Annotated in this window: 18 protein-coding genes and 1 tRNA gene; 11 read left to right on the forward strand and 8 right to left on the reverse strand. The window is 63.1% G+C overall.

Features of this window, described 5'->3' with window-relative positions; translation table 11 throughout:
• Window positions 1–2: 2 nt before the first annotated feature.
• Window positions 3–1,922 carry an AMP-binding protein gene (locus EP867_RS00245; protein WP_128486368.1) on the reverse strand — a complete coding sequence of 640 codons (1,920 nt, stop codon included), beginning with the start codon at window positions 1,920–1,922 and terminating at the stop codon, window positions 3–5.
• 259 nt (window positions 1,923–2,181) lie between these two features.
• Here EP867_RS00245 and EP867_RS00250 point away from each other — a divergent pair, with 259 nt between their 5' ends.
• Both EP867_RS00250 and EP867_RS00255 read left to right on the forward strand, forming a co-directional pair.
• On the forward strand, window positions 2,182–4,140 hold the full coding sequence (locus tag EP867_RS00250) for a hybrid sensor histidine kinase/response regulator (RefSeq protein WP_128486212.1): 1,959 nt from the start codon (window positions 2,182–2,184) through the stop codon (window positions 4,138–4,140).
• Window positions 4,140–4,847: a response regulator transcription factor gene (locus tag EP867_RS00255; protein WP_164888721.1), complete on the forward strand. Its 708-nt coding sequence runs from the start codon at window positions 4,140–4,142 to the stop codon at window positions 4,845–4,847. Before EP867_RS00250 ends, EP867_RS00255 begins: the two co-directional genes overlap by 1 nt.
• A 64-nt stretch (window positions 4,848–4,911) precedes the next feature.
• On the opposite strand, the gene ykgO is transcribed toward EP867_RS00255, so the two are convergent.
• Together ykgO and EP867_RS00265 are read right to left on the reverse strand one after the other, a co-directional pair.
• Window positions 4,912–5,037: a type B 50S ribosomal protein L36 gene (gene ykgO, locus EP867_RS00260; RefSeq protein WP_096520058.1), complete on the reverse strand. Its 126-nt coding sequence runs from the start codon at window positions 5,035–5,037 to the stop codon at window positions 4,912–4,914.
• Between the two features lie 71 nt (window positions 5,038–5,108).
• Window positions 5,109–5,183: transfer RNA gene (locus tag EP867_RS00265), tRNA-Val, on the reverse strand.
• 186 nt (window positions 5,184–5,369) lie between these two features.
• On the opposite strand from EP867_RS00265, the gene EP867_RS00270 reads away from it, so the two are divergent.
• The 6 genes from EP867_RS00270 (at window position 5,370) to EP867_RS00295 (ending at window position 11,653) form a co-directional block, all read left to right on the forward strand.
• Window positions 5,370–6,239 carry an N-formylglutamate amidohydrolase gene (locus EP867_RS00270; RefSeq protein WP_128486214.1) on the forward strand — a complete coding sequence of 290 codons (870 nt, stop codon included), beginning with the start codon at window positions 5,370–5,372 and terminating at the stop codon, window positions 6,237–6,239.
• Between the two features lie 48 nt (window positions 6,240–6,287).
• Complete coding sequence (trmD, locus tag EP867_RS00275) at window positions 6,288–7,112, forward strand: tRNA (guanosine(37)-N1)-methyltransferase TrmD (protein WP_128486215.1); 825 nt, start codon at window positions 6,288–6,290, stop codon at window positions 7,110–7,112.
• Between the two features lie 119 nt (window positions 7,113–7,231).
• On the forward strand, window positions 7,232–7,516 hold the full coding sequence (locus EP867_RS00280; protein WP_128486216.1) for a YggT family protein: 285 nt from the start codon (window positions 7,232–7,234) through the stop codon (window positions 7,514–7,516).
• A gap of 3 nt (window positions 7,517–7,519) precedes the next feature.
• Window positions 7,520–9,559, forward strand: coding sequence for a DNA helicase RecQ (recQ, locus tag EP867_RS00285; protein WP_128486217.1), 2,040 nt, complete (start codon window positions 7,520–7,522; stop codon window positions 9,557–9,559).
• Between the two features lie 122 nt (window positions 9,560–9,681).
• Complete coding sequence (gene ahcY, locus EP867_RS00290) at window positions 9,682–11,070, forward strand: adenosylhomocysteinase (RefSeq protein WP_128486218.1); 1,389 nt, start codon at window positions 9,682–9,684, stop codon at window positions 11,068–11,070.
• A gap of 241 nt (window positions 11,071–11,311) precedes the next feature.
• Window positions 11,312–11,653 (forward strand): DUF2853 family protein, encoded by a 342-nt coding sequence (locus EP867_RS00295; protein ID WP_128486219.1) that lies wholly within the window; start codon window positions 11,312–11,314, stop codon window positions 11,651–11,653.
• Between the two features lie 157 nt (window positions 11,654–11,810).
• Here EP867_RS00295 and EP867_RS00300 read toward each other — a convergent pair whose 3' ends face one another.
• The 4 genes from EP867_RS00300 to EP867_RS00315 are packed head-to-tail and all read right to left on the reverse strand — an operon-like array spanning window position 11,811 to window position 15,091.
• Window positions 11,811–12,161, reverse strand: a complete 351-nt coding sequence (locus EP867_RS00300; RefSeq protein WP_164888722.1) for a dihydroneopterin aldolase — start codon at window positions 12,159–12,161, stop codon at window positions 11,811–11,813.
• On the reverse strand, window positions 12,154–12,963 hold the full coding sequence (locus EP867_RS00305; protein WP_128486221.1) for an SDR family oxidoreductase: 810 nt from the start codon (window positions 12,961–12,963) through the stop codon (window positions 12,154–12,156). Before EP867_RS00305 ends, EP867_RS00300 begins: the two co-directional genes overlap by 8 nt.
• Window positions 12,960–13,910: a glycosyltransferase family 2 protein gene (locus EP867_RS00310; protein ID WP_128486222.1), complete on the reverse strand. Its 951-nt coding sequence runs from the start codon at window positions 13,908–13,910 to the stop codon at window positions 12,960–12,962. The genes EP867_RS00305 and EP867_RS00310 overlap by 4 nt, the downstream gene beginning before the upstream one ends.
• Window positions 13,910–15,091: a lytic murein transglycosylase gene (locus EP867_RS00315; RefSeq protein ID WP_128486223.1), complete on the reverse strand. Its 1,182-nt coding sequence runs from the start codon at window positions 15,089–15,091 to the stop codon at window positions 13,910–13,912. Before EP867_RS00315 ends, EP867_RS00310 begins: the two co-directional genes overlap by 1 nt.
• A gap of 238 nt (window positions 15,092–15,329) precedes the next feature.
• Here EP867_RS00315 and EP867_RS00320 point away from each other — a divergent pair, with 238 nt between their 5' ends.
• Entirely contained in the window at window positions 15,330–15,680 is a 351-nt protein-coding gene (locus tag EP867_RS00320) for a hypothetical protein (RefSeq protein WP_128486224.1), read from the forward strand.
• 39 nt (window positions 15,681–15,719) lie between these two features.
• Here the strand turns inward: EP867_RS00320 and EP867_RS00325 are convergent, their stop codons facing one another.
• A complete protein-coding gene (locus EP867_RS00325) occupies window positions 15,720–16,883 on the reverse strand; it encodes an amidohydrolase (RefSeq protein WP_128486225.1) in 1,164 nt (387 codons plus the stop codon).
• 126 nt (window positions 16,884–17,009) lie between these two features.
• On the opposite strand from EP867_RS00325, the gene EP867_RS00330 reads away from it, so the two are divergent.
• Together EP867_RS00330 and EP867_RS00335 are read left to right on the forward strand one after the other, a co-directional pair.
• A complete protein-coding gene (locus tag EP867_RS00330) occupies window positions 17,010–19,340 on the forward strand; it encodes a Tex family protein (protein ID WP_128486369.1) in 2,331 nt (776 codons plus the stop codon).
• Between the two features lie 167 nt (window positions 19,341–19,507).
• Complete coding sequence (locus EP867_RS00335) at window positions 19,508–20,479, forward strand: quinone oxidoreductase family protein (protein ID WP_128486226.1); 972 nt, start codon at window positions 19,508–19,510, stop codon at window positions 20,477–20,479.
• The last annotated feature ends 18 nt before the right edge of the window (window positions 20,480–20,497 follow it).

Below are 20,497 nucleotides of genomic sequence, written 5' to 3' on the forward strand. Positions count from 1 at the left end.
GCTCATGCGGCCTCTCTGCGGCTCGGGGTCGCGGGAAAAACCTTCGCATCACGCAGGGCGAGGGTGGCGGAGATAAAGCCCTTACGGCCGTCCTCATAAGAGACTTCCGTGCGGGTCGAGACCGAAGGCGCATCGGAATAAAGCGCCTCGATCAGATCGGCATATTTCGTCGCGATGATATTGCGGCGCACTTTGCGGGTGCGGGTCAGCTCACCATCATCGGCATCAAGTTCTTTGTGCAGCACGAGGAAGCGTTTGATCTGACAGCCCGCCAGCATCGGATCATCCGCAAGGCTGGCGTTCACCTCTTCGACATGGCTCTGCATCATCTCAAGGACTTTCGGGTGGCCCGCGAGTTCCTGGTAGCTGGTGTAAGAGATATTGTTGCGCTCAGCCCAGTTGCCCACCGCCGTCAGGTCGATGTTCAGAAAGGCAGTGCAATGGTCGCGGCCATTGCCAAAGACCACCGCCTCCAGAATGCCGGGATAGAACTTCAGTTTGTTCTCGACATATTTCGGCGCGAACATCTGGCCCGAGGCCAGTTTGCCCACATCCTTGACCCGGTCGATGATGCGCAGATGGCCAAGGCCCTCAACGAAATAACCCGCATCGCCGGTGGCCACCCAGCCTTCGGCATCTTTGGTCGAAGCGGTGGCTTCGGGGTTTTTGTAGTATTCCACGAAGGTGCCGGGGCTGCGGTAGAAAACCTCGCCCTTGTCGTCGATCTTCAGCTCAACCCCCGGGCAGGCCACGCCGACGGTATCAGGGCGCACCTGGCCATTGGGGTGACCGGCGACCAGAACGGTGGCTTCCGTCTGGCCGTAAAGCTGCTTCAGATTGATCCCGAGCGAGCGGTAGAAATCAAAGATCTCCGGCCCGATGGCCTCACCCGCGGTATAGCCCACGCGAATGCGGCTGTAGCCCAGCGTGTTTTTCAGCGGCCCGTAAACCAGCAGATCGCCCAGGCGGTATTTCAGCCGGTCACCAAGGCTGACCTCGCCGCCGTCAAGGATTTTGCCGCCGACTTTGCGGGCATGATCCATGAAGGTTTTGAAAAGCCATTTCTTGAAGCGGCCCGCATCTTCCATGCGGATCATCACTGAGGTGAGCTGACCTTCATAAACGCGGGGCGTCGCGAAGAAATAGGTCGGCCCGATCTCGCGCAGATCGGTCATCATGGTCTGCGCGCTCTCGGGGCAGTTCACGCAGAAGCCCACCACATGAGCCTGCGCGATTGAGAAGATGTAATCCCCCGCCCAGGCCAGCGGCAGATAGGCCAGCACATCCTCATCCGGGGTCAGCCCCTCAAAGGCGGCACCGGCTTTGGCGGTCTCAATGACATTGCGGTTTGACAGCACCACGCCCTTCGGTGTGCCGGTGGTGCCCGAGGTGTAAAGCATGACGCATTTGCTGTCCGGCGTCAGGGCAGCCATGCGGGCAGTCAGCTCAGCGTCCACCCGCTGCTGCGCCGCCAGACCCTTCGCGGCCAGATCCTCCAGCGAGGTCATGGCGCTGTGGTCATATTTCCGCAGTCCGCGCTTGTCGTGATAAAGGATCTGCTCAATGCCCGGCACGCGGGACTGCACTTCAAGAACCTTATCGACCTGCTCCTGATCCGCCGCGATGACAAAGCGCGCGCCCGAATGCTCCAGCACATAGGCCATCTCTTCGGCGACGGCGTCCTGATAAAGCGGGACCGGCACCGCGCCACACATCTGGATCGCAATCATCGACCAGTAAAGCGCGGGGCGGTTGCGGCCGATGATGGCCACATGATCCCCGGGGTTCAGACCCAGAACCATCAGACCGCGGGCGATATTGCGCACCTCTTCTGCGGTCTCAGCCCAGGTCCAGCTTTGCCAGATGCCGAATTCTTTTTCCCGGAATGCCGGACGACCGCCCATGGTGGCGGCATTGCGCATCAAAAGCGCCGGTATGGATTGAGGATCGCCCGAAGGCGTCACTGCAGCGGCCACGTCTGTCCTCCCCCTCGCCTTTCAGAACCGGTGCCCCTCCTCAGGCGGTCTCCGGTTCTGACCTGCTGATGAGACAGTGGTCACAGGCAAAACTTGCCCGAATTTTGCGCAATCCTAACAAATTGTAACAGGCGACAAAAAGTTTGCGCCACGGCGGGCGGCTGTTAACATTCACTCAGGGCGCGGGCCGGAAGCCGGGCCCCTCATGAAGGACCGTGACGTGCCGCTGACTGAGAATACCACTGCCGCGCTGACGCGCACCGGTCTCAATCGCATCAGCCAGGCTCTTTCGATCTTCGATGCCTCACTGCGACTGGCGGTCTGCAACCGCCGCTACCAGGAGATGTTCAGCTTTCCCGACCCCTATGTGACCGCCGGGGTCAGCTTTGAAGACACCATCCGCTATATGGTCTGTCGCGGCGAATATGGCCATTTTGACGACATTGAAGGGGCCGTGCAGGCCAGGGTTCAGGCCGCCCGCACCTTTGTGCCCCATTACATGGAACGCCGCCGCCCCAATGGCCGCTGGGTCTCGGTCGAGGGCTCACCGCTGGCGCAGGGGGGCTGGGTAACGGTCTACACAGATATCACCGAAGTGAAGCTCCAGGAGGAACTGCTGCGCGCCCGCTCAGAGGAGCTGAGCGGTGAGGTGGTGGCCCATGCCCAGCGTCTGGCGCTGGCCAACCGCGAACTGGCCGCCGCCAATGCCATGCTGGATGAAGCGCGGCGCGAATTGATCGAGATTGAAGCGCGCACCCGGATGACCACCGAGATGATGCCCGCCCATATCGCCCATGTCGGCCGCGATCTGCGCTATACCTATTCGAACCGCCGCCTGAACATCGTCGCGCCCTCGCGCAGCCCCGATATCATCGGGCTGACCGGGCACGAGGCGCTTGGCCCGCAGACCTTTGCCCATATTTCACCGGCCCTGCGCCGCGCACTGGCCGGAGAGGCGAGCGTGCTGGAATTTACCGAAGAAGAGAGCGGCCGACGCATCCGCAGCGCCTTCACCCCCGACCGTCAGGGCGACGGGCCGGTGAACGGGGTCTATATCCTTTCAACCGATGTCACCGCCGAGGCCCAGGCCCGGGAAGTGCTGATGCAGACCCGCAAGCGCGAACTGGCGGCGCAGCTGACTTCGGGCCTTGCGCATGATTTCTCCAATCTGCTGACGATCATTCTGGGGCTGCAGTCGCGCCTCAGCCGCGCCGATCTGCCGCCCGGTGCAGGGGATCTGGTTCATGCCACGCTGAATGCCGCGCGGCGCGGCGGGGTGCTTCTGGACCGCATCGCCTCGATTTCGGGGCGGCGGGAGTTGCAGATCGTGCCGGTCCGGATCGCCGATTTCATCTCAGAACTGCGCCCGCTGATCGGGGCGGCGCTGCCCGATCAGATCACCGCCGATCTGCAGATCGCGCCTTTCGCGGCCCCGCTGCTCTTTGATCCGGGCATGTTGCAGGATGCCATTCTGAATCTCGTGCTGAATGCCCGCGATGCGATGAAACCCAAAGGCGGGCGGATGACCCTCTCGATCCGGCCGGTCCGCGACATCTGGCTGGAGGTGAGTGTCCGCGATGAGGGGCCGGGTTTCACCGCCGAGGCGCTGGAGCGCGGGCTGGAACCGTTTTTCACCACCAAAGGTGGAGAGGGATCCGGCCTCGGGCTGGCCATGGTCTATGACCGGGTCAAACTGGCCGGGGGAACCCTGCGACTTTTCAACCCTCCGGGCGGCGGGGCGGCGATCACCCTCCGCCTGCCCCTGCGCGTGGTTGAGGATCGCGCCCCCGCGCCCGGAATGGTGCTGCTGGTCGAAGACAACGCCGAGATCCGCGAATCCATCCGTGCCATGCTGGTCGCCCTTGGTCACAGCGTGGTGGAAAGCGACAGCGCGGAAGAAGCGCTCGCGCTGATGCGGCTGCCCTGCCTGACGCTGGTGCTTTCTGACATTCACCTGAGCGGCGCGATGACGGGCCTTGATCTGGCGGCCCGCTTTGAGGCGGATCCCGAAGCGCCACCGGTGGTTCTGATGACCTCCTCTCCGCCGGGGGATCCGCGCCGCGAAGCGGCGGCGGCGCGCGGGCCGCTGTTGATCAAACCCTTTGACGGCCTCAGCCTTTCAGGCTTCCTGGCCACTTTGCCCAAATCGACCGGAGGCCGCTGATGACGACGCCGCATATCGCCATCCTCGATGATGAGCCCGAGATTCGCCGCATCCTGTCTGACGCCCTGGAAGAGGCGGGGTTTCGCGTCACGGCCTTCGCCCGCGCCACCGAATTTGAGGCAGCGCTCAACCGCGCCACCCCCGATGTCTGCCTGGTCGATCTGGGGCTGCCCGACCGGGATGGCCTGGCCGTGGTGCATCGCCTTGCCCTCGAATCAGGTGCGGCGATCATCATCATTTCGGGCCGCGCTCAGGTGCAGGATCGGGTGACCGGGCTGGAACTGGGCGCGGATGACTACATTATCAAACCCTTCGAGCCTGCCGAAGTGGTGGCCCGAATCCGGGCAAGGCTGCGCAAAACCCGCAGCGATCCGCCCCGCACCACCCCGCAGACCGCAAGATTCGCCCAGTGGCGGGCCGAATTTGACCGTTATGTGCTGATTCACGACCAGGGCAGCGAAGTGCCCTTCAGCCATGCCGAAGGCGAGGTGCTGCGCATGTTTCTCGAAAGCCCGAACCGGCTGATTTCACGCGCACAGATGCAGCAGAATTTCGGCGGCGGTGCCGGGGAAAGCTTTGATCGCGCAATGGATGTCCGCATCTCGCGGCTGCGCACCAAACTGGGGGAAGATCCTAAAAACCCGCGTCTGATCAAAACGATCTACGGCGCGGGCTATATCTTCCTGGCCGATGTCACCTGGACCTGAGGCCGCAAAAGCAAAAGGCCGTGCGGATCGCACGGCCTTTTCAAACTCAAGAGAGCTCGTTCGCTCAGCCCTGACGCGCTTTGAAACGCTTCTGGGTTTTGTTGATCACGTATACACGGCCCTTGCGGCGCACGATTTGGCAATCGCGGTGACGCTGCTTGAGCGAACGGAGCGAGTTTGCGACTTTCATGACGCTCTCCTTACTTCGCGGCGCGTCGAGCGCCTCAGGTTTCGTTATACCCGTCGAAACGGGCGGTTAAATGGTGGGCGCGACAAGGATCGAACTTGTGACCCCTACGATGTCAACGTAGTGCTCTACCGCTGAGCTACGCGCCCCTCAGCTGATCCGTTCTGGCCCGTCTTTCCGAAGTTGTCCGGGCCGGCTCAGCTTCGTTGAGAGGGCTTTTAGCCAGAGTCGCAGAGGGCCGCAAGGGGGGTGCATAAAGAAAAATCGCTTTTCTTCCAAATCCCTCGACTCCGGCCTTTTCAGGGGCTTAGGCTGTTCCCAAGCAGGAGGATACCATGAAACGCGCGGCCTTTGACCTTTATGAGCCGGAAAAGCCCCGCTGCGGACTGGTGCTCAGTTCTCCCCACAGCGGGCGCGATTATCCTGCGGAATTTATTGCACAAAGTCCGCTCTCCGCCCGCGCACTGCGCTCATCTGAGGATGCCTTTGTCGATCTGCTCTTTCAGGATGCCCCAGGCCTTGGGGTGCCGCTGCTGACCGCGCGGGCCCCGCGGGCCTATGTTGATCTGAACCGCGGAGCGGATGAGCTGGACCCTGCCCTGATCGAAGGGGTGAAGCGGACCGGACTGAATCCGCGGCTCTCTTCCGGCCTCGGCGTCATTCCGCGGGTGGTGGCCGGAGGACGGGTGATTCACCCCGGCCGCATCAGCCGCGCAGAAGCCGATGAACGTCTGAGCAGACACTGGCACCCCTGGCACAAAAAGCTTTCAGAGGTCATGGCGGCGCAGCGCAGCCGCTTTGGCCAGGTGCTGCTGCTCGATTGCCACTCGATGCCCCATGACGCAGTCTCGCATCTGCGCAGTTGTGACGGCGAGCCGCCCGAGATCGTGCTGGGCGATCGCCATGGTGCGGCCTGCGCCCCGCAGGTGATGTCAAAGATCGAAGGGGCCTTTCGCACCGCAGGATTTCGCACCAGCCGCAACATCCCCTTCGCGGGGGCCTGGATCACCCAGACATGGGGCCGCCCCCAGGCAGGCTGCCACGCCATTCAGGTTGAGATCGACCGCAGCCTTTATATGGAGGAAGCGAGCCTGACCCCGCGGCCTGAGTTCGATGAGGTCCGCGCGCGCCTGGCCATGGCTGTCGGCACGGTGGTGCAGATCCTGCGGCAGGGCGACGCCCCCCGGGCGCTGGCCGCGGAATAAGCCTTCTGCTAGGGAAAGCGCCTGAGCAGCGCAAAGACGGGTAATCGCATGACGGAAGTGAAGGGCAAATCGCATGGACGGCTGTCGGTGCAGGTCTCACTGAAGCCGCGCGATCTGATGGCTGAGCCGCCGCGGGTGAAAAACGCCTGGCGCGCGCGGATCGTGACGCTGTTCCCTGAGGCTTTCCCCGGCACCCTTGGCCTGTCGATCACCGGCAAAGCGCTCGATCAGGGGCTCTGGGCGCTTGATGCTATTCCGCTGCGCCAGTTTGGCGAAGGCAAACACCGCAATGTCGATGACACCCCCGCCGGTGGCGGCGCCGGCATGGTGCTGCGTGCCGATGTGGTGGCCCGCGCTTTGGGTGAGGCCTGCCACGGCCTGCCCATGGACCGTGAGAAATGCCCCATCATCTATCTCTCGCCGCGCGGCAAACGCTTTGACCAGGCCATGGCCCGCAAATGGGCGGCGGCAGAGGGCGTGGTGATGATCTGTGGCCGCTTTGAGGGCGTCGATCAGCGCGTGCTTGACCGCTATCAGATCGAAGAGGTTTCCTTAGGCGATTTCGTGATGACCGGGGGTGAGATCGCGGCGCAGGCCATGATCGATGCCACCGTGCGCCTGCTGCCCGGTGTGCTTGGCAATGCCGCCTCCGCCGATGAGGAAAGCTTCTCCGACGGGTTGCTGGAGCATCCGCAATACACCCGCCCTCAGACCTGGGAAGGCCTGGAGATTCCGGCCGTTCTCAACTCCGGCAACCATGGCGAGGTCGAAAAGTGGCGCCGCGCGCAGTCGCTTGAGATCACCAAAGCCCGCCGCCCGGAGCTGCACGAGGCCTGGATGGCCCGCCAGCCCGCGCCGAAAAAGAAGCGCTGATCAAAGCATCGTTAACTTTAATCTGATGAGACAGGGCAGACGGGCTGTCGCAGGCTCTTGCCCCTCTGGCCTGCCGCCATTAGGTCTGTCTGGATCAATTCACCGGAGAACCACCCCTCATGATGTCGCTGATGGAAATTCTGCTGCTGATCGTGAAAATCGCGCAGTTCGTCGTCATCGTTCATGTCGTCATGAGCTGGCTGATCAACTTCCAGGTGCTGAACCTGCGCCAGCCGCTGGTCTATCAGATCTGGACCGGGCTCGAGCGCCTGCTGGGGCCGGTTTACAACCGGATCCGCTCGTTCCTTCCGAACCTCGGCGGGATTGATCTGGCCCCGCTGATCGTGCTGCTGGGCATTGAGGCGCTGCGCATCGTGATCATCAACAACCTCGGTTATTTCTGATCCATGCCTGATCCAGCCGAGGTCCTGGCCCGAATCTTCGGATTCGCAGAGTTTCGCCCCGGCCAGGCTGAGATCGTCGACGCGGTGATGCGCGGGCAGAACACGCTGGCGATCATGCCGACGGGCGGCGGTAAATCTTTGTGTTTTCAGCTGCCTGCGCTCTGCCGCCAGGGGCTGACCGTGGTGATCTCACCGCTGATTGCGCTGATGCGCGACCAGGTCCGCGCCCTGCGCGCCGTGGGGGTTGAGGCCGGGGCGCTGAACTCGGGCAATACCGAAGAAGAAAATGCCGAAGTGTTTGCAGCCCTTGATGAGGGTCGGCTGAAGCTTCTCTATCTTGCGCCGGAGCGGCTGGCGAATTTCGGCACCCAAAGCCTTTTGCACCGCGCCGGCTGCAGCCTGATTGCGGTGGATGAGGCGCATTGCGTCAGCCAGTGGGGCCATGATTTCCGCCCAGATTATCTGCGCATCGGTGAGTTGCGCGAGATGCTGGATGTGCCGCTGGCGGCCTTCACCGCCACCGCAGATGCCGAGACCCGCGAGGAAATCGTCAACCGCCTCTTTGGCGGCGTGCAGCCCGAGACCTTCCTGCGCGGCTTTGACCGGCCGAATATTCACCTAGCCTTTGCCGCCAAAGACCAGCCGCGCAAGCAGATCCTGAATTTTGTGGCGGCCCGCAAGGGTCTGTCGGGCATTGTCTATTGCGGCACCCGTGCGCGCACGGAGACGCTGTCTCAGGCCCTGCGCGAAGCGGGCCATCCGGCGATCTGCTATCACGGCGGCATGGAGGCCGAAGCCCGTCGCCATGCCGAGACCCGCTTTCAGCAGGAGGACGGGCTGATCGTGGTGGCCACGGTCGCCTTTGGCATGGGGATCGACAAGCCCGATATCCGCTGGGTGGCACATTCCGATCTGCCCAAAAGTATTGAGGGCTATTATCAGGAAATCGGCCGCGCGGGTCGTGACGGTGCGGCGGCGGAAACGCTGACGCTTTATGGCGCCGATGACATCCGCCTGCGCCGCAGCCAGATCGACGAAAGCCTGGCCCCGCCCGAGCGCAAAGAGGCCGATCACGGCCGCCTGAACGCGCTTCTGGGGCTGGCAGAGGCCATCGGCTGCCGACGCCAGCGGCTTCTGGGCTATTTCGGCGAGGAGTCGCAGCCCTGCGGCAACTGCGATCTTTGCGATCGTCCGGCGGATGTCTTTGATGCCACCGATGCGGTGCGTAAGGCACTGTCCGCCTGTCTGCGTACCGGCGAGAGCTATGGTGCAGGCCATCTGATCGACATTCTGCGCGGCGTTGAGACCGAGAAAGTCCGCGGGCGCGGCCATCAGAACCTGCCCACCTTCGGCGTGGGCAAAGATCTGTCGAAAGCGATGTGGGAAGCGGTCTTCCGTCAGATGATGGGCCGCGATCTGATCCGCCCGGATGCCGAGCGGCACGGCGCCTTTCGCATGACGCTCGCCGCCCATCCCATTCTGCGCGGCGAAGAGACGATCTTCCTGCGCCGCGACACGCTGAAATCGACGGACCGTCCCGCGGTAAAGGCTCTGGTCTCGGAAGAAGATGCGCCGCTTCTGTCAGCACTCAAGGCTAAACGTCGTGCGCTCGCAGAGGCACAGGGCGTGCCTGCCTATATCATCTTCACCGATAAGACGCTGATCGAAATGGCCGAAAAGCGCCCGCGTTCAATGGATGAGATGGCGGGGATCTCCGGCGTGGGGGCGAAAAAGCTCGACAGCTTTGGCGCGGAATTTCTGGCCGTGATCTCAGGCGCGGCTGAGGGGCTTCATCCGCAGCGCATGAAGCTGGCCGGAAAGCCTGCGGGCCTGCTGTTTGATCGCCTGCAGGAGCGTGCCAATGATCTTGCGCGCGGCGAGGACGGCATCGGACGCTATCTCAGCCTGACCCAAAGCACTCTGCGGCTGATTGCGGAGCGCAGACCCCACACCCTGGCGCAGCTTGAGGGCATCCCCGGCATGGATGCGCAAAAGGCGGAGCGCTTCGGCCCGGCCTTTCTGTCGCTGATCGCGGCGAAGTAACGCCGGCCCCGCGCCCTGCCCTGCGCAGGCCGCGCACCCCCTGCCGCATTGCTGCATCTGCGCCCGGGTGCTATGTCAGCAGCATCGCAAAACCTGCAACTCTGATGACGAATGGGGCCCAAATGGCACAGGATTACATCGTCCGGGATATCGGTCTGGCCGATTTCGGTCGTAAAGAACTCGATATTGCTGAGACCGAAATGCCGGGCCTCATGGCCTGTCGCGCTGAGTTCGGCGAAAGCAAGCCGCTGAAAGGCGCGCGCATCGTCGGCTCGCTGCATATGACCATCCAGACCGCTGTTCTGATTGAAACCCTGGTCGCTCTGGGGGCCGATGTCCGCTGGGCTTCGTGCAACATCTTCTCGACCCAGGACCATGCGGCTGCTGCCATCGCCAAAGCCGGTGTTCCGGTCTTTGCGATCAAAGGCCAGTCGCTGGAAGAGCACTGGGACTATCTCGACCGTTCCTTCCAGTTCCCGGAAGGCGCAAACATGATCCTCGACGACGGCGGCGATGCGACGCTCTACGTCCTTTACGGCGCCCGTATGGAAGCCGGTGAAGACGTGATCCCGGTGCCGCAGTCGGAAGAAGAAGCGGTCATCAAAGCGCAGATCCTCAAGCGCATGGCCCAGTCGCCCGGCTGGTTCACCAAGACCAAAGCTGCGATCAAAGGTGTCTCGGAAGAGACCACCACCGGTGTGCACCGCCTTTATGATCTGCACAAAAAGGGCCAGCTGCCCTTCCCGGCGATCAACGTCAACGACTCGGTCACCAAGTCGAAATTCGACAACAAATACGGCTGCAAAGAATCGCTGGTCGATGGCATCCGCCGCGCAACCGATGTGATGATGGCCGGTAAAGTGGCTGTCGTCTGCGGCTATGGCGACGTGGGCAAAGGCTCGGCGGCTTCGCTGAAAGGCGCAGGCGCCCGTGTGATCGTCACAGAAGTGGATCCGATCTGCGCGCTGCAGGCCGCGATGGATGGCTTCCAGGTCACCACTCTGGAAGAGGTGGTCTCGACCGCCGATATCTTCGTGACCACCACCGGCAACAAAGACGTCATCCGTCTTGAGCATATGCATGCCATGAAAGACATGGCGATCGTCGGCAACATCGGCCACTTTGACAATGAAATCCAGGTGGCTTCGCTGAAGAACCACAAATGGACCAATATCAAAGACCAGGTTGATATGATCGAGATGCCCTCGGGCGCACGGATCATCCTGCTGTCGGAAGGCCGTCTGCTGAACCTGGGCAATGCCACCGGTCACCCGAGCTTCGTGATGTCGGCCTCCTTCACCAACCAGGTGCTGGCGCAGATTGAGCTGTGGACGAAGGGCGATGAGTATCAGCCCGGCGTGTACATCCTGCCCAAAGCCCTGGATGAGAAAGTGGCCCGCCTGCACCTCGACCGCATCGGCGTGAAACTCTCGAAACTCTCGGCAGAGCAGGCCGCCTATATCGGCGTCACCCCGGAAGGCCCCTTCAAGCCTGAGCATTACCGCTACTGACCCCCGGTCCGTCGGCAAAGCGCCCGTCCCTTTCCAAAGGGGCGGGCGTTTTTCTTTGCCCCGATGAGATCCGTTTTTCACTCCCCGACCTGCCCCCCGATACCATCCGCCTGAAGCGATCCTCTGCCTGATTTCACAGCTTCCGGAAGATTTCGCTTGGCGCACGGCCATCCCCGCGCATAGCCTTCAGTCAGGCGCCTGCGGGGAGCAGGGCTTGGCGCGATACAGGGGAATATGTGGCATGAGCAAGCGCGACGCACTGATCGAGAAATACGCGACTGACCTGCGGACCAAATGCAAGGTTGAGCCTGATATGGATCTGCTGCGCAAGGTCACCATCGGCTGCGGCCCGGCCATTTACAACGCGGACAGCGAGACCGTTGCTGCCAGCAACGCCGAGGAGGTTGAGCGCGTGCGCACCAATTTCCTGATGAAGAAACTTGGCCTCCCGGATGGCCCGGAGCTGCAGAAGGCCATCGACAGCGTGGTGGAAACCTACGGCAAATCAGAGCGCAACAAATACCGCGCCGTCATGTATTACATGCTGGTGAAGCATTTTAAGAAAGAAGCCGTTTACGGCTGAGCCGGTAGGATTTGGCTAAAAGACGGAAAACTCTGAATTAGCCGTCCCCCCTGCTTTTGCGCTAGGATAAAGCTGCGGACCTGTCGTCGGTTCGGGTGCAGGGGTGCGCCAGGGTGTGCTGCGGACCCCGACTGAGGTCGGGGTCCGATCCTTTTTGTCACCCTGAAAGGCTGCGGGCCGGATAGCTCAGCCCCACCCAGTCCACATCGCTGAAAATATCGGGCTTACGGCTTGAGACGCGGGCCTTTGCGACATGCGCAAGCCCGCTGACATAGCTGTGGATCGCCAGAACCAGATCTTCCTGAGTGGCAATCCTCTGCCCCGCATAGCTGCGGATATGCGCAACGATGGCGTCGTAATCCATAAAATTACCCGCATCACCAGAGAGATCCGTCGTCAGAACCTGCACCGAGATCTCGACCCGCTGCGGGGCGTGGCGCTCAAACTCATGCAGGCCGATGATGATCTCAACCGTCTGTCTGCTGACTTCGATCAGAAACTCAGCCAAGGGGAATGTCCTTCTCGTCCAGAAAGGCCACGTCGCGCGGAAGCCGCCAATGACGCTGGCCGCCGTCAACCACCAGCGTTTCACCGTTCAGCCCCCTGTCCGCGCAGAGCATCAACAGGGCCTCGCAGATGTCATCGGGGAAAACGCGCCGCCCCAGGGGGTTAATCCGCGACGTCCGTTCAAAATCCCCGGCACTCTGCGCGCCGGAGATCAGGGTGATCGACGGGGCAATGGCGCAGACCCTGGGACGGCCGCCAAAGCTTTGCGCCGCCATTTCCGTCGCAGCCCTGAGTGCGGCTTTCGACAGCGTATAGGTGAAGAAATCCGGGTTTAGAGCGAAGAGCTTGTTGTCGAGCATATTCACGACAAGGGCATCCCCGGGCAGTGCCTCCTGCGCGCGGAACTGCTGCATCAGCCAGAGCGGCGCGCCAAGGTTCACCGCCATGTGCAGGGCCAGCCCTGCCTCATCCGCTGTGCTCAGATCATCGCTTTGAAAGGCGGAGGCATTGTTCACCAGAAGCGACAAGGGACCTGCCAGGGCCACCGCCCCGGCGAAGATGGCCTCAGCCTCCGCTTTGGCTGAAAGCGGCCCGCAGACCAGAGCCGCGCCTGCCCCCGTCGCCTGCAATTCTGCGACCAGGGTCTCGCCTTCGCTGCGGGAGTGGTTGCAATGGATCACCACGAACCACCCCTCACGCGCAAGCGCCCGCGCCATGGCGGCCCCCAGCCTGCGGGCAGCACCGGTAATCAGCGCTGCGCGCCGGGGGGGCTTGTGGATCCGTTCGGTGTTCAGTTCTGTCATAAAGACGGGTCTACGCCGCTTTCAGGCGTTTCGGAACCGGGAAGAAGGCCGGGGAAATGCCGCCCGACCCTTTGCCGCAGCGACAGCTCTTCCTGGCGCAGAAACCCCTCAACCTCCAGGGCGGCGACAAGGGCCGGGCGGGCCCGCTGCACAGTGTCGTAGAACGCTTCGACCCCTTCGGCGGTCTGCTCCAGCAGATAAGCCTGCATGGCAGGGCGGTATTGATAGGCCCCTCTGGCCAGACGATAGGGCAGCCGCGATAGCCAGCCCTCCCGGTCCTGGGCATGAAAATGCAAAAGCGCCAGATCGGGATGAAAGGCTCCGCCCGGCACCGGCTCTCCATTGATGCGGGCGCCATGGATGCGCCCGGTCATGCCGGGTATCCCGCTGCGGAAAAAGCACTTTCCGACCGTATGACTTAACATGCCACGCTCGAGCAGCGCGCCTGCCTCACCGTATAGCGCATGGGCCAGCGCCTCACGCCCCGGAGGCAGGGCCTGACGAAAGCGGTTCGCGGTGAAGATATCATCGGGCAGCTTCGGGTCGCAGAGCGCCTCCCATGGCTCTGCCCGCAGGATCAGCCGGTCAGGCGCCTGCTCTGCAAGGATGTCGGCCACCGGACGCGCGGCCAGCAGAAACTCATCGACATCAAAATGCGCGACCCAGGGCAGCCCCGTACGGCGCAGCACGCGGGTCACATTGCGCACCTGCCGCTGCTGATGGGTCTCTGGCCGGCGGCCGGCCACCTTTTCCCAATAGCCGTCGTGACAGCGGATGACCTGCACGCGCTCATGCCCCTCGAGACGGGCAGCGGCGGGATCTTCGGGATCGTCGAAATGAAGCCAGATCCGCGCGGCCCCAAGATCGAGATACCAGGCCACAAAGGCGAGGACCTGGGCCACAGGCGCTTTCAGAGTGACCGCAACGCCCCAGCCCTGCGCCGCCATCAGAGCTGCTCCAGCAGGCGCTGATCCGGCCAGGCATCGGGCGGCAGGCCAAGGCGGATCTGCTCACGACGCACGGCCTCGCGGGTCATAAGCCCAAGAATGCCATCGACATTTCCGACATCATGCCCGCGCTGCTTCAGCTTTTGCTGCAGGGTCTTCATCTGCTCGGGGTTCAGGCCCGGCACGGGATCGCCGGGATCAAAAACCGCCGCCCCCTCAATGCGGGTGGCGAAATAGGCTGCCATGGTCACATAGGTCAGGCTTTGGTTCCATTCGGTCAGAACGCGAAAATTCGGCCAGACAAGAAAGGCCGGACCAAGGCGGCCCTGGGGCAGGAGCAAAGCGGCCTCACCGCCCTCCGGCAGATCGCCGCCTTCGCGCGGACGCAGACCCTTTGCCCGCCAGTCTGCCACCGGCAGCCAGCTGTTCAACCCGTTGTGGCTGAGATCAAACCCCTGCGGCAGGCGCACTTCGGTGATCCAGGGCGCAGCGGCCTGCCAGCCGTGATCACGGATCAGCGCCGCGCCCGAAAGCAGGGCATCCGCGACCGAGGACTGCAGATCGACCCGGCCGTCGCCATCGCCGTCCACCCCGCGCGCCAGAAGATCGGCGGGCAGCATCTGCACCATGCCGATCTCTCCGGCCCAGGCCCCTCTGGTGGTCGCAGGGTCAAAATCCCCCCGGCGGCTCAACTCAAAGGCCGCAAGGATCTGGGGCCGGAACAATCCGGGCCTGCGGCAGTCATGGGCCAGGGTCAGCAGGGCATTGCGGGTGTTGAACTCCCCCTGCACCGCGCCGAAGTCGGTCTCAAAGGCCCAGAAGGCCAGCAGAATACCCGGCGGAACACCGTATTCTTTTTCCGCACGCGCCAGCAGAGAGGCCTCGGATTTCAGCTTTGCGCGCGCTTTGTTCAGCCGGTCCGCGCTGATCAGGCGGCGGGAGAAATCCGTGAAATTGCGCTGAAAGACACCCTGCCTGCGGTCTGCGGCAAGCACCTTTGGATCGGCGGCAGCGCCGCGCAGAAAGCGGCTCACCTCAGCCTCAGTGCCGCCCGCCGCCAGCAGGTCCGCCCGCAGGTCCTGCAGCCAGGTTGTGAAATCGCCACCACAGGTGGCAGCCTGGGCAGATATTGTCGTCAGCCCGAGAACCAGGGCCAGTGCACCGCTGAAGCTTCGCCACATACTGCTCTCCCCTTTGCGCCAAGCTTAGTCCCGCAAAAGGCGCCGCGCCAAGGGACTTTACCGTGAGGTCTTTTCTGATCGGGCCGGAGCCGGGCCGCCTGCAGGGCGTTCCTTCAACGGCACGCGCGACAGGAGTGCACCAGGTGCTGCAAAGATCCGGCAGGGCGGCAAAGCTGTCACAACCTTGACTTGATCTTCATCTATTGCGGTGCAAACTCGGATGAGTTGGAGGTGAGAGATGTTTGAAGATCTGCCAGCCGAGATTCGGGACGGACTGCATGGCGCAAGGCTGCGCCAGGGAAGCCGCCGCCGTCGTCTGTCCCTGCATCAGGGGGATATGGTGTTTTCCATCCGCCGCATGTGGAACGACGGGTTTTCCATTGCCCTGGAGGACGTGAGACAGCTTCGCGGCCTTGTTGAGATCCATGAAGGGCCAAGGCATATCCTGACCTGTCTCATCAACGCGGCAGAGATTGATGGCGATGAACTGCTGTGCAGTTTCAAACGCGCCTCAAAGGTGCCGGACCGCGCGGCGCTGGACTATGTTGCCCGCGACAATGAGCCGGTCTGGCTGCTGACCAGCGGCTGAGCCTTGGGTGGCAGGGCGGCGCACCGCCCTGCCCTGACCTCATGCCGCGAGACGCTTTTCCACCAGCCGCGCATAGACCGAAGCGCCCACCGGCAGGATTGCCGGATCAAGCCGGAAGGCCGGGTTATGCAGCGGCACGGTGCCCGCGTGGCCGATCTGGCAATAGGCCCCCGGCACCAGGCGCAGCATATCGGCGAAGTCCTCCGAGCCGGTCACCGGCGGCACTTCGGCATCGACCGCCTCCTCGCCCAGGATTTCACGACCGGCCTCCAGATAGGCTTCGGTATATTCGTCGCCATTGACCAGAACGTCGAAGGCACCCCGGACATCGCAGTCGATTTCAACGCCATGGGCCAGAGCGTAACCCTTGCAGATCTCTTTCATCCGCCGCGAGGCCAGCTCAAAAGCTGCATCCGAGAAATAGCGGATGGTGCCGCCCATGCTGGCGGTTTCGGGCACCACGTTATAGGCGGTTCCGGCGTTGAGCTTTGTGACCGACAAAACCAGCATATCCAGCGGATGGATGTTGCGCGCGCGGATGGTCTGCAGCTCTGCCGCCAGCGAGGCTGCGATCAGCAGCGCGTCCTTGCTGTCCTGGGGCTGCGCGGCATGGCTGCCGACTCCGGTGATGCGGATGTCAAAGAAGGCCGCCCCCGCCATGGCCGCGCCTTTGCGCATGCCCATCCAGCCGGATTTCCCGTTGGGGCTGTTGTGCATGCCGTAAATCTCATCGCAGGGAAACCGCTCAAAAAGCCCCTCAGCGATCATGCGTTTCGCGCCGCCCAGGCCCTCTTCGGCAGGCTGGAAGATCAGCACCACGGTGCCCGCAAAATCGCGGCTTTCGGCCAGATATTTTGCCGCCCCCAGCAGCATGGTGGTATGGCCGTCATGGCCACAGGCATGCATTTTTCCGGGATTTTTTGAGCTGTAGGCGAGGTTTGACGTCTCCTCGATCGGCAGAGCATCCATATCGGCGCGCAGCCCGACCCGGCGTGCGCCGGGGCGATTGCCGCGGATAATGCCGACAACGCCGGTGCCACCGATGCCTTCATGGACTTCATCCACCCCCCAGTCGCGCAGCTTTGCCGCGACGATTGCCGCGGTGCGGGTCTCTTCAAAACCGATTTCGGGATGGGCGTGGAGATCTTCGAAAATCGCCGTCAGCTCTGCGGCATGATCAGCAATCGCAGGTATAAGAGCCATGTTACTCTCCTTGTTGGTCAGGGGAGACTGGCGGGAAGCCGCGAGCACCGCAAGGGCCACTTGCAACCTGCGCGAAGCCGGGGTTACCTCTCCCTCCCGAGACTTTAAGACAGGTGCCCCATGGCGATTGCCCAAGACCCCGCCCGCCAGATTGCCATTGCGATTGCCAGTGAAATCGGGGCCCGCGCCGATCAGGTGGCCCAGGCCGTGGCGCTGCTCGACGGGGGGGCCACGGTGCCTTTCATCGCGCGCTACCGCAAAGAGGTGACCGGGGGGCTCGATGACACCCAGCTGCGCACGCTTGATGAGCGTCTGACCTATCTGCGTGAGCTTCACGCCCGCCGTGAGGCGGTGCTTGCCTCGATCCGCGATCAGGGAAAGCTGACGGAGGATCTGGCCGCGAAAATCGCCGGTGTCAGCACCAAGGCGGAACTCGAAGACATCTATCTGCCCTATAAGCCCAAGCGCCGCACCAAAGCGATGATCGCGCGGGAAAACGGGCTGCAGCCGCTGGCCGATGCCATCCTTGCCGATCGCGCCGCCGACCCCTCTGTTCTTGCCGCAGGCTATATTTCCGAAAATGTCGCCGATGTGAAAGCTGCGCTGGAAGGGGCACGCGACATCATTGCGGAAGGCGTCTCTGAGAATGCCGATCTGAAGACCCGCATCCGCGATTACCTGCGCCGCGAAGCGAAGATCGTGTCAAAGGTGATTGAGGGTAAAGAGACGGAAGGCGCGAAATTCTCGGATTACTTCGCGCATAGCGAAAACTTTGCCACCGCCCCCGGCCACCGGGCGCTTGCCATGTTCCGCGGCCGCAATGAAGGCTTTTTGTCGATGGACCTTGAGGCTGACACCGAGGCCGCGCCGGGCCAGGGGCGCTGCGAGACCATGGTGAAAGCCTCTCTTGGCGGCGGGCGTGCGGGCAAGGGGGATGAGTGGCTTTCGACCATCTCGGGCTGGATCTGGCGGGTGAAGCTGCGCCCCTCGCTCTCGGTTGATCTGATGATGGAGCTGCGCGAACGGGCTGAGGAGGAGGCGATCCGCGTCTTCGGCCGCAATCTGAAAGATCTGCTGCTGGCAGCCCCTGCAGGCGGGCGCACGACGCTGGGGCTTGATCCGGGCATCCGCACGGGCTGCAAGGTGGCCGTGGTTGATGGCACCGGCAAGCTTCTGGAGACGGCGACGATCTATCCGTTCCAGCCGAAGAACGATCTGCGCGGCGCTCAGGCCGTGCTGGGCGCGCTGATCACGAAACATGGGGTCGAGCTGATCGCCATCGGCAATGGCACGGCCAGCCGCGAGTCGGAAAAGATGGTGGCCGATCTTCTGGCGATGATGCCGGGGGCAAAGAAGCCGACCAAGGTCATCGTCTCGGAGGCCGGGGCCTCGGTCTATTCGGCCTCAGCGCTGGCAGCGGCGGAGTTCCCGGGGCTTGATGTGAGCCTGCGTGGCGCGGTTTCCATCGCGCGACGCCTGCAGGACCCGCTGGCGGAACTGGTGAAGATTGAGCCGAAATCCATCGGTGTGGGCCAGTATCAGCATGATGTGGACCAGCACCGTCTGGGCAAAGCGCTGGATGCGGTGGTTGAGGATGCGGTGAACGCCGTGGGCGTGGATCTGAATACGGCCTCAGCCCCGCTGCTGGCGCGGGTGGCCGGTATCGGGGCGGGGCTGGCGGAAACCATCGTCAGCCACCGCGATGCAAATGGCCCCTTTGCGACCCGCAAAGAGCTTTTGAAGGTGGCGCGGCTTGGTCCGAAGGCCTTTGAGCAATGCGCGGGCTTTTTGCGTATTCAGGGCGGAAAGGAGCCGCTGGACGGCTCGGCGGTGCACCCGGAAGCCTATGATGTGGCGCGTAAAATTGTTCAGGCCTGCGGTCGCGATCTGCGGAGCCTGATGGCGGATCCCGCACCGCTGAAGCGCCTTGAGCCGCGCGATTTCGCCGATGAGCGCTTCGGGGTGCCGACGGTGAAAGACATCATGGCCGAGCTGGAAAAGCCCGGTCGCGACCCGCGTCCGGCCTTTAAGACCGCGACCTTCACCGAGGGCGTCGAAGAGATCACCGATCTGCGCGTCGGCATGCTGCTGGAAGGCACCGTGACCAATGTGGCGGCCTTCGGGGCCTTTGTGGATATCGGTGTGCATCAGGACGGGCTGGTGCATGTGAGCCAGCTCGCGGACCGCTTTGTCAAAGATGCCCATGAGGTGGTGAAGGCCGGGGATGTGGTGAAGGTGCGGGTCACTGAGGTGGATGTGCCCCGCAAGCGCATCGCACTGAGCATGCGCAAAGACGGCGGCGGGCGGGAAGAGGCCTCTGAGCGCCGCGCCCAGGGCGGGGCGAAGGGGGCAGCCCCGAAAGGCGGGCGCGGGCCGATGTCGTCTGCTCCGCAGGTCGCAAAAGATGCGCCGGGAGGCTTCGGCGCGGCCCTGCTGGATGCGATGCGCAAACGCTGAAGCCGCGCAGCCGGGGGCTTCGCGCCCCCGGACCCCCGCGGAGTATTTGGAAAAAGCCAAAACGGGCCGCGCGGCGGGGCTTGAGAGATCTGCCCGGCGCTGACGGAATGGCTTTTCAGAGGCGCGATTGCAGGTCAGACTGACGCCGGTTCAGCGGGAGAGGCAGAATGGCGAAAACAGTTGTGATCCGGGCGCATGGCGGGGCTGAGGCTCTGATGATTGAGGATCGTCCGGTCGGTGAGCCGGGGCCGGGGGAGGTCCGCATCCGTCATCATGCGGTGGGGCTGAATTTCATCGACGTCTATCAGCGCTCGGGTGTCTATCAGATGCAGCTGCCGCAGGCGCTTGGCATGGAGGCAGCGGGGGTTATTGAGGCCGTGGGGCCTGGCGTTACGCATCTGAAGGCGGGAGACCGCGCGGCCTATGCGGCGCAGCCGCCCGGGGCTTATACCGAGGCGCGGGTCATGCCCGCGGCCCAGGTCTGCCCGCTGCCCGATGGCATCTCTTTTGAAGAGGGAGCGGCCATGATGCTGAAGGGGCTGACGGTGCAGTATCTTTTTCACCGCACAGTGCCGCTGAAGGCCGGGGATACGGTGCTCTTTCATGCCGCTGCCGGCGGCGTGGGGCTGATTGCCTGCCAATGGGCGAAATCTGAGGGGATCCGGCTGATTGCCACCGCAGGCTCTGATGAGAAATGTCAGCTGGCGCTGGATCACGGGGCTGAGGCTGCGATCAACTACAGCGAAGGTCCTTTCGCGCCGAAGGTGCGCGAGCTGACCGGGGGGCGCGGGGTTGATGTGGTGATGGATTCAGTGGGGGCTTCGACCTTTGAGGGATCCATGGAGTCGCTGCGGCCGGTGGGGATGATGATTTCCTTCGGCAATGCCTCCGGCGTGGTCCCGCCGGTCCCGCTGGCGGTGCTGGCGAAGGGGTCTTATCAGCTGACGCGGCCGACACTGTTCACCCATATCGCGCAGCATGAGGACTGCCAGGCCATGGCAAAGATGCTCTTTGAAAAGGTGACCTCGGGCGCGGTGAAAATCCGCATTGATCAGCGTTTTCCGCTCGATCAGGTGGCTGAGGCGCATCGCACGCTGGAGGCGCGGGCGACCACGGGGGCGACGATACTGACGCTGTGAGCGGCGATCCGGGGCGCT

This window comes from Falsigemmobacter intermedius, from assembly GCF_004054105.1.
In the GTDB taxonomy this organism is placed as follows: Bacteria; Pseudomonadota; Alphaproteobacteria; order Rhodobacterales; family Rhodobacteraceae; genus Wagnerdoeblera; species Wagnerdoeblera intermedia.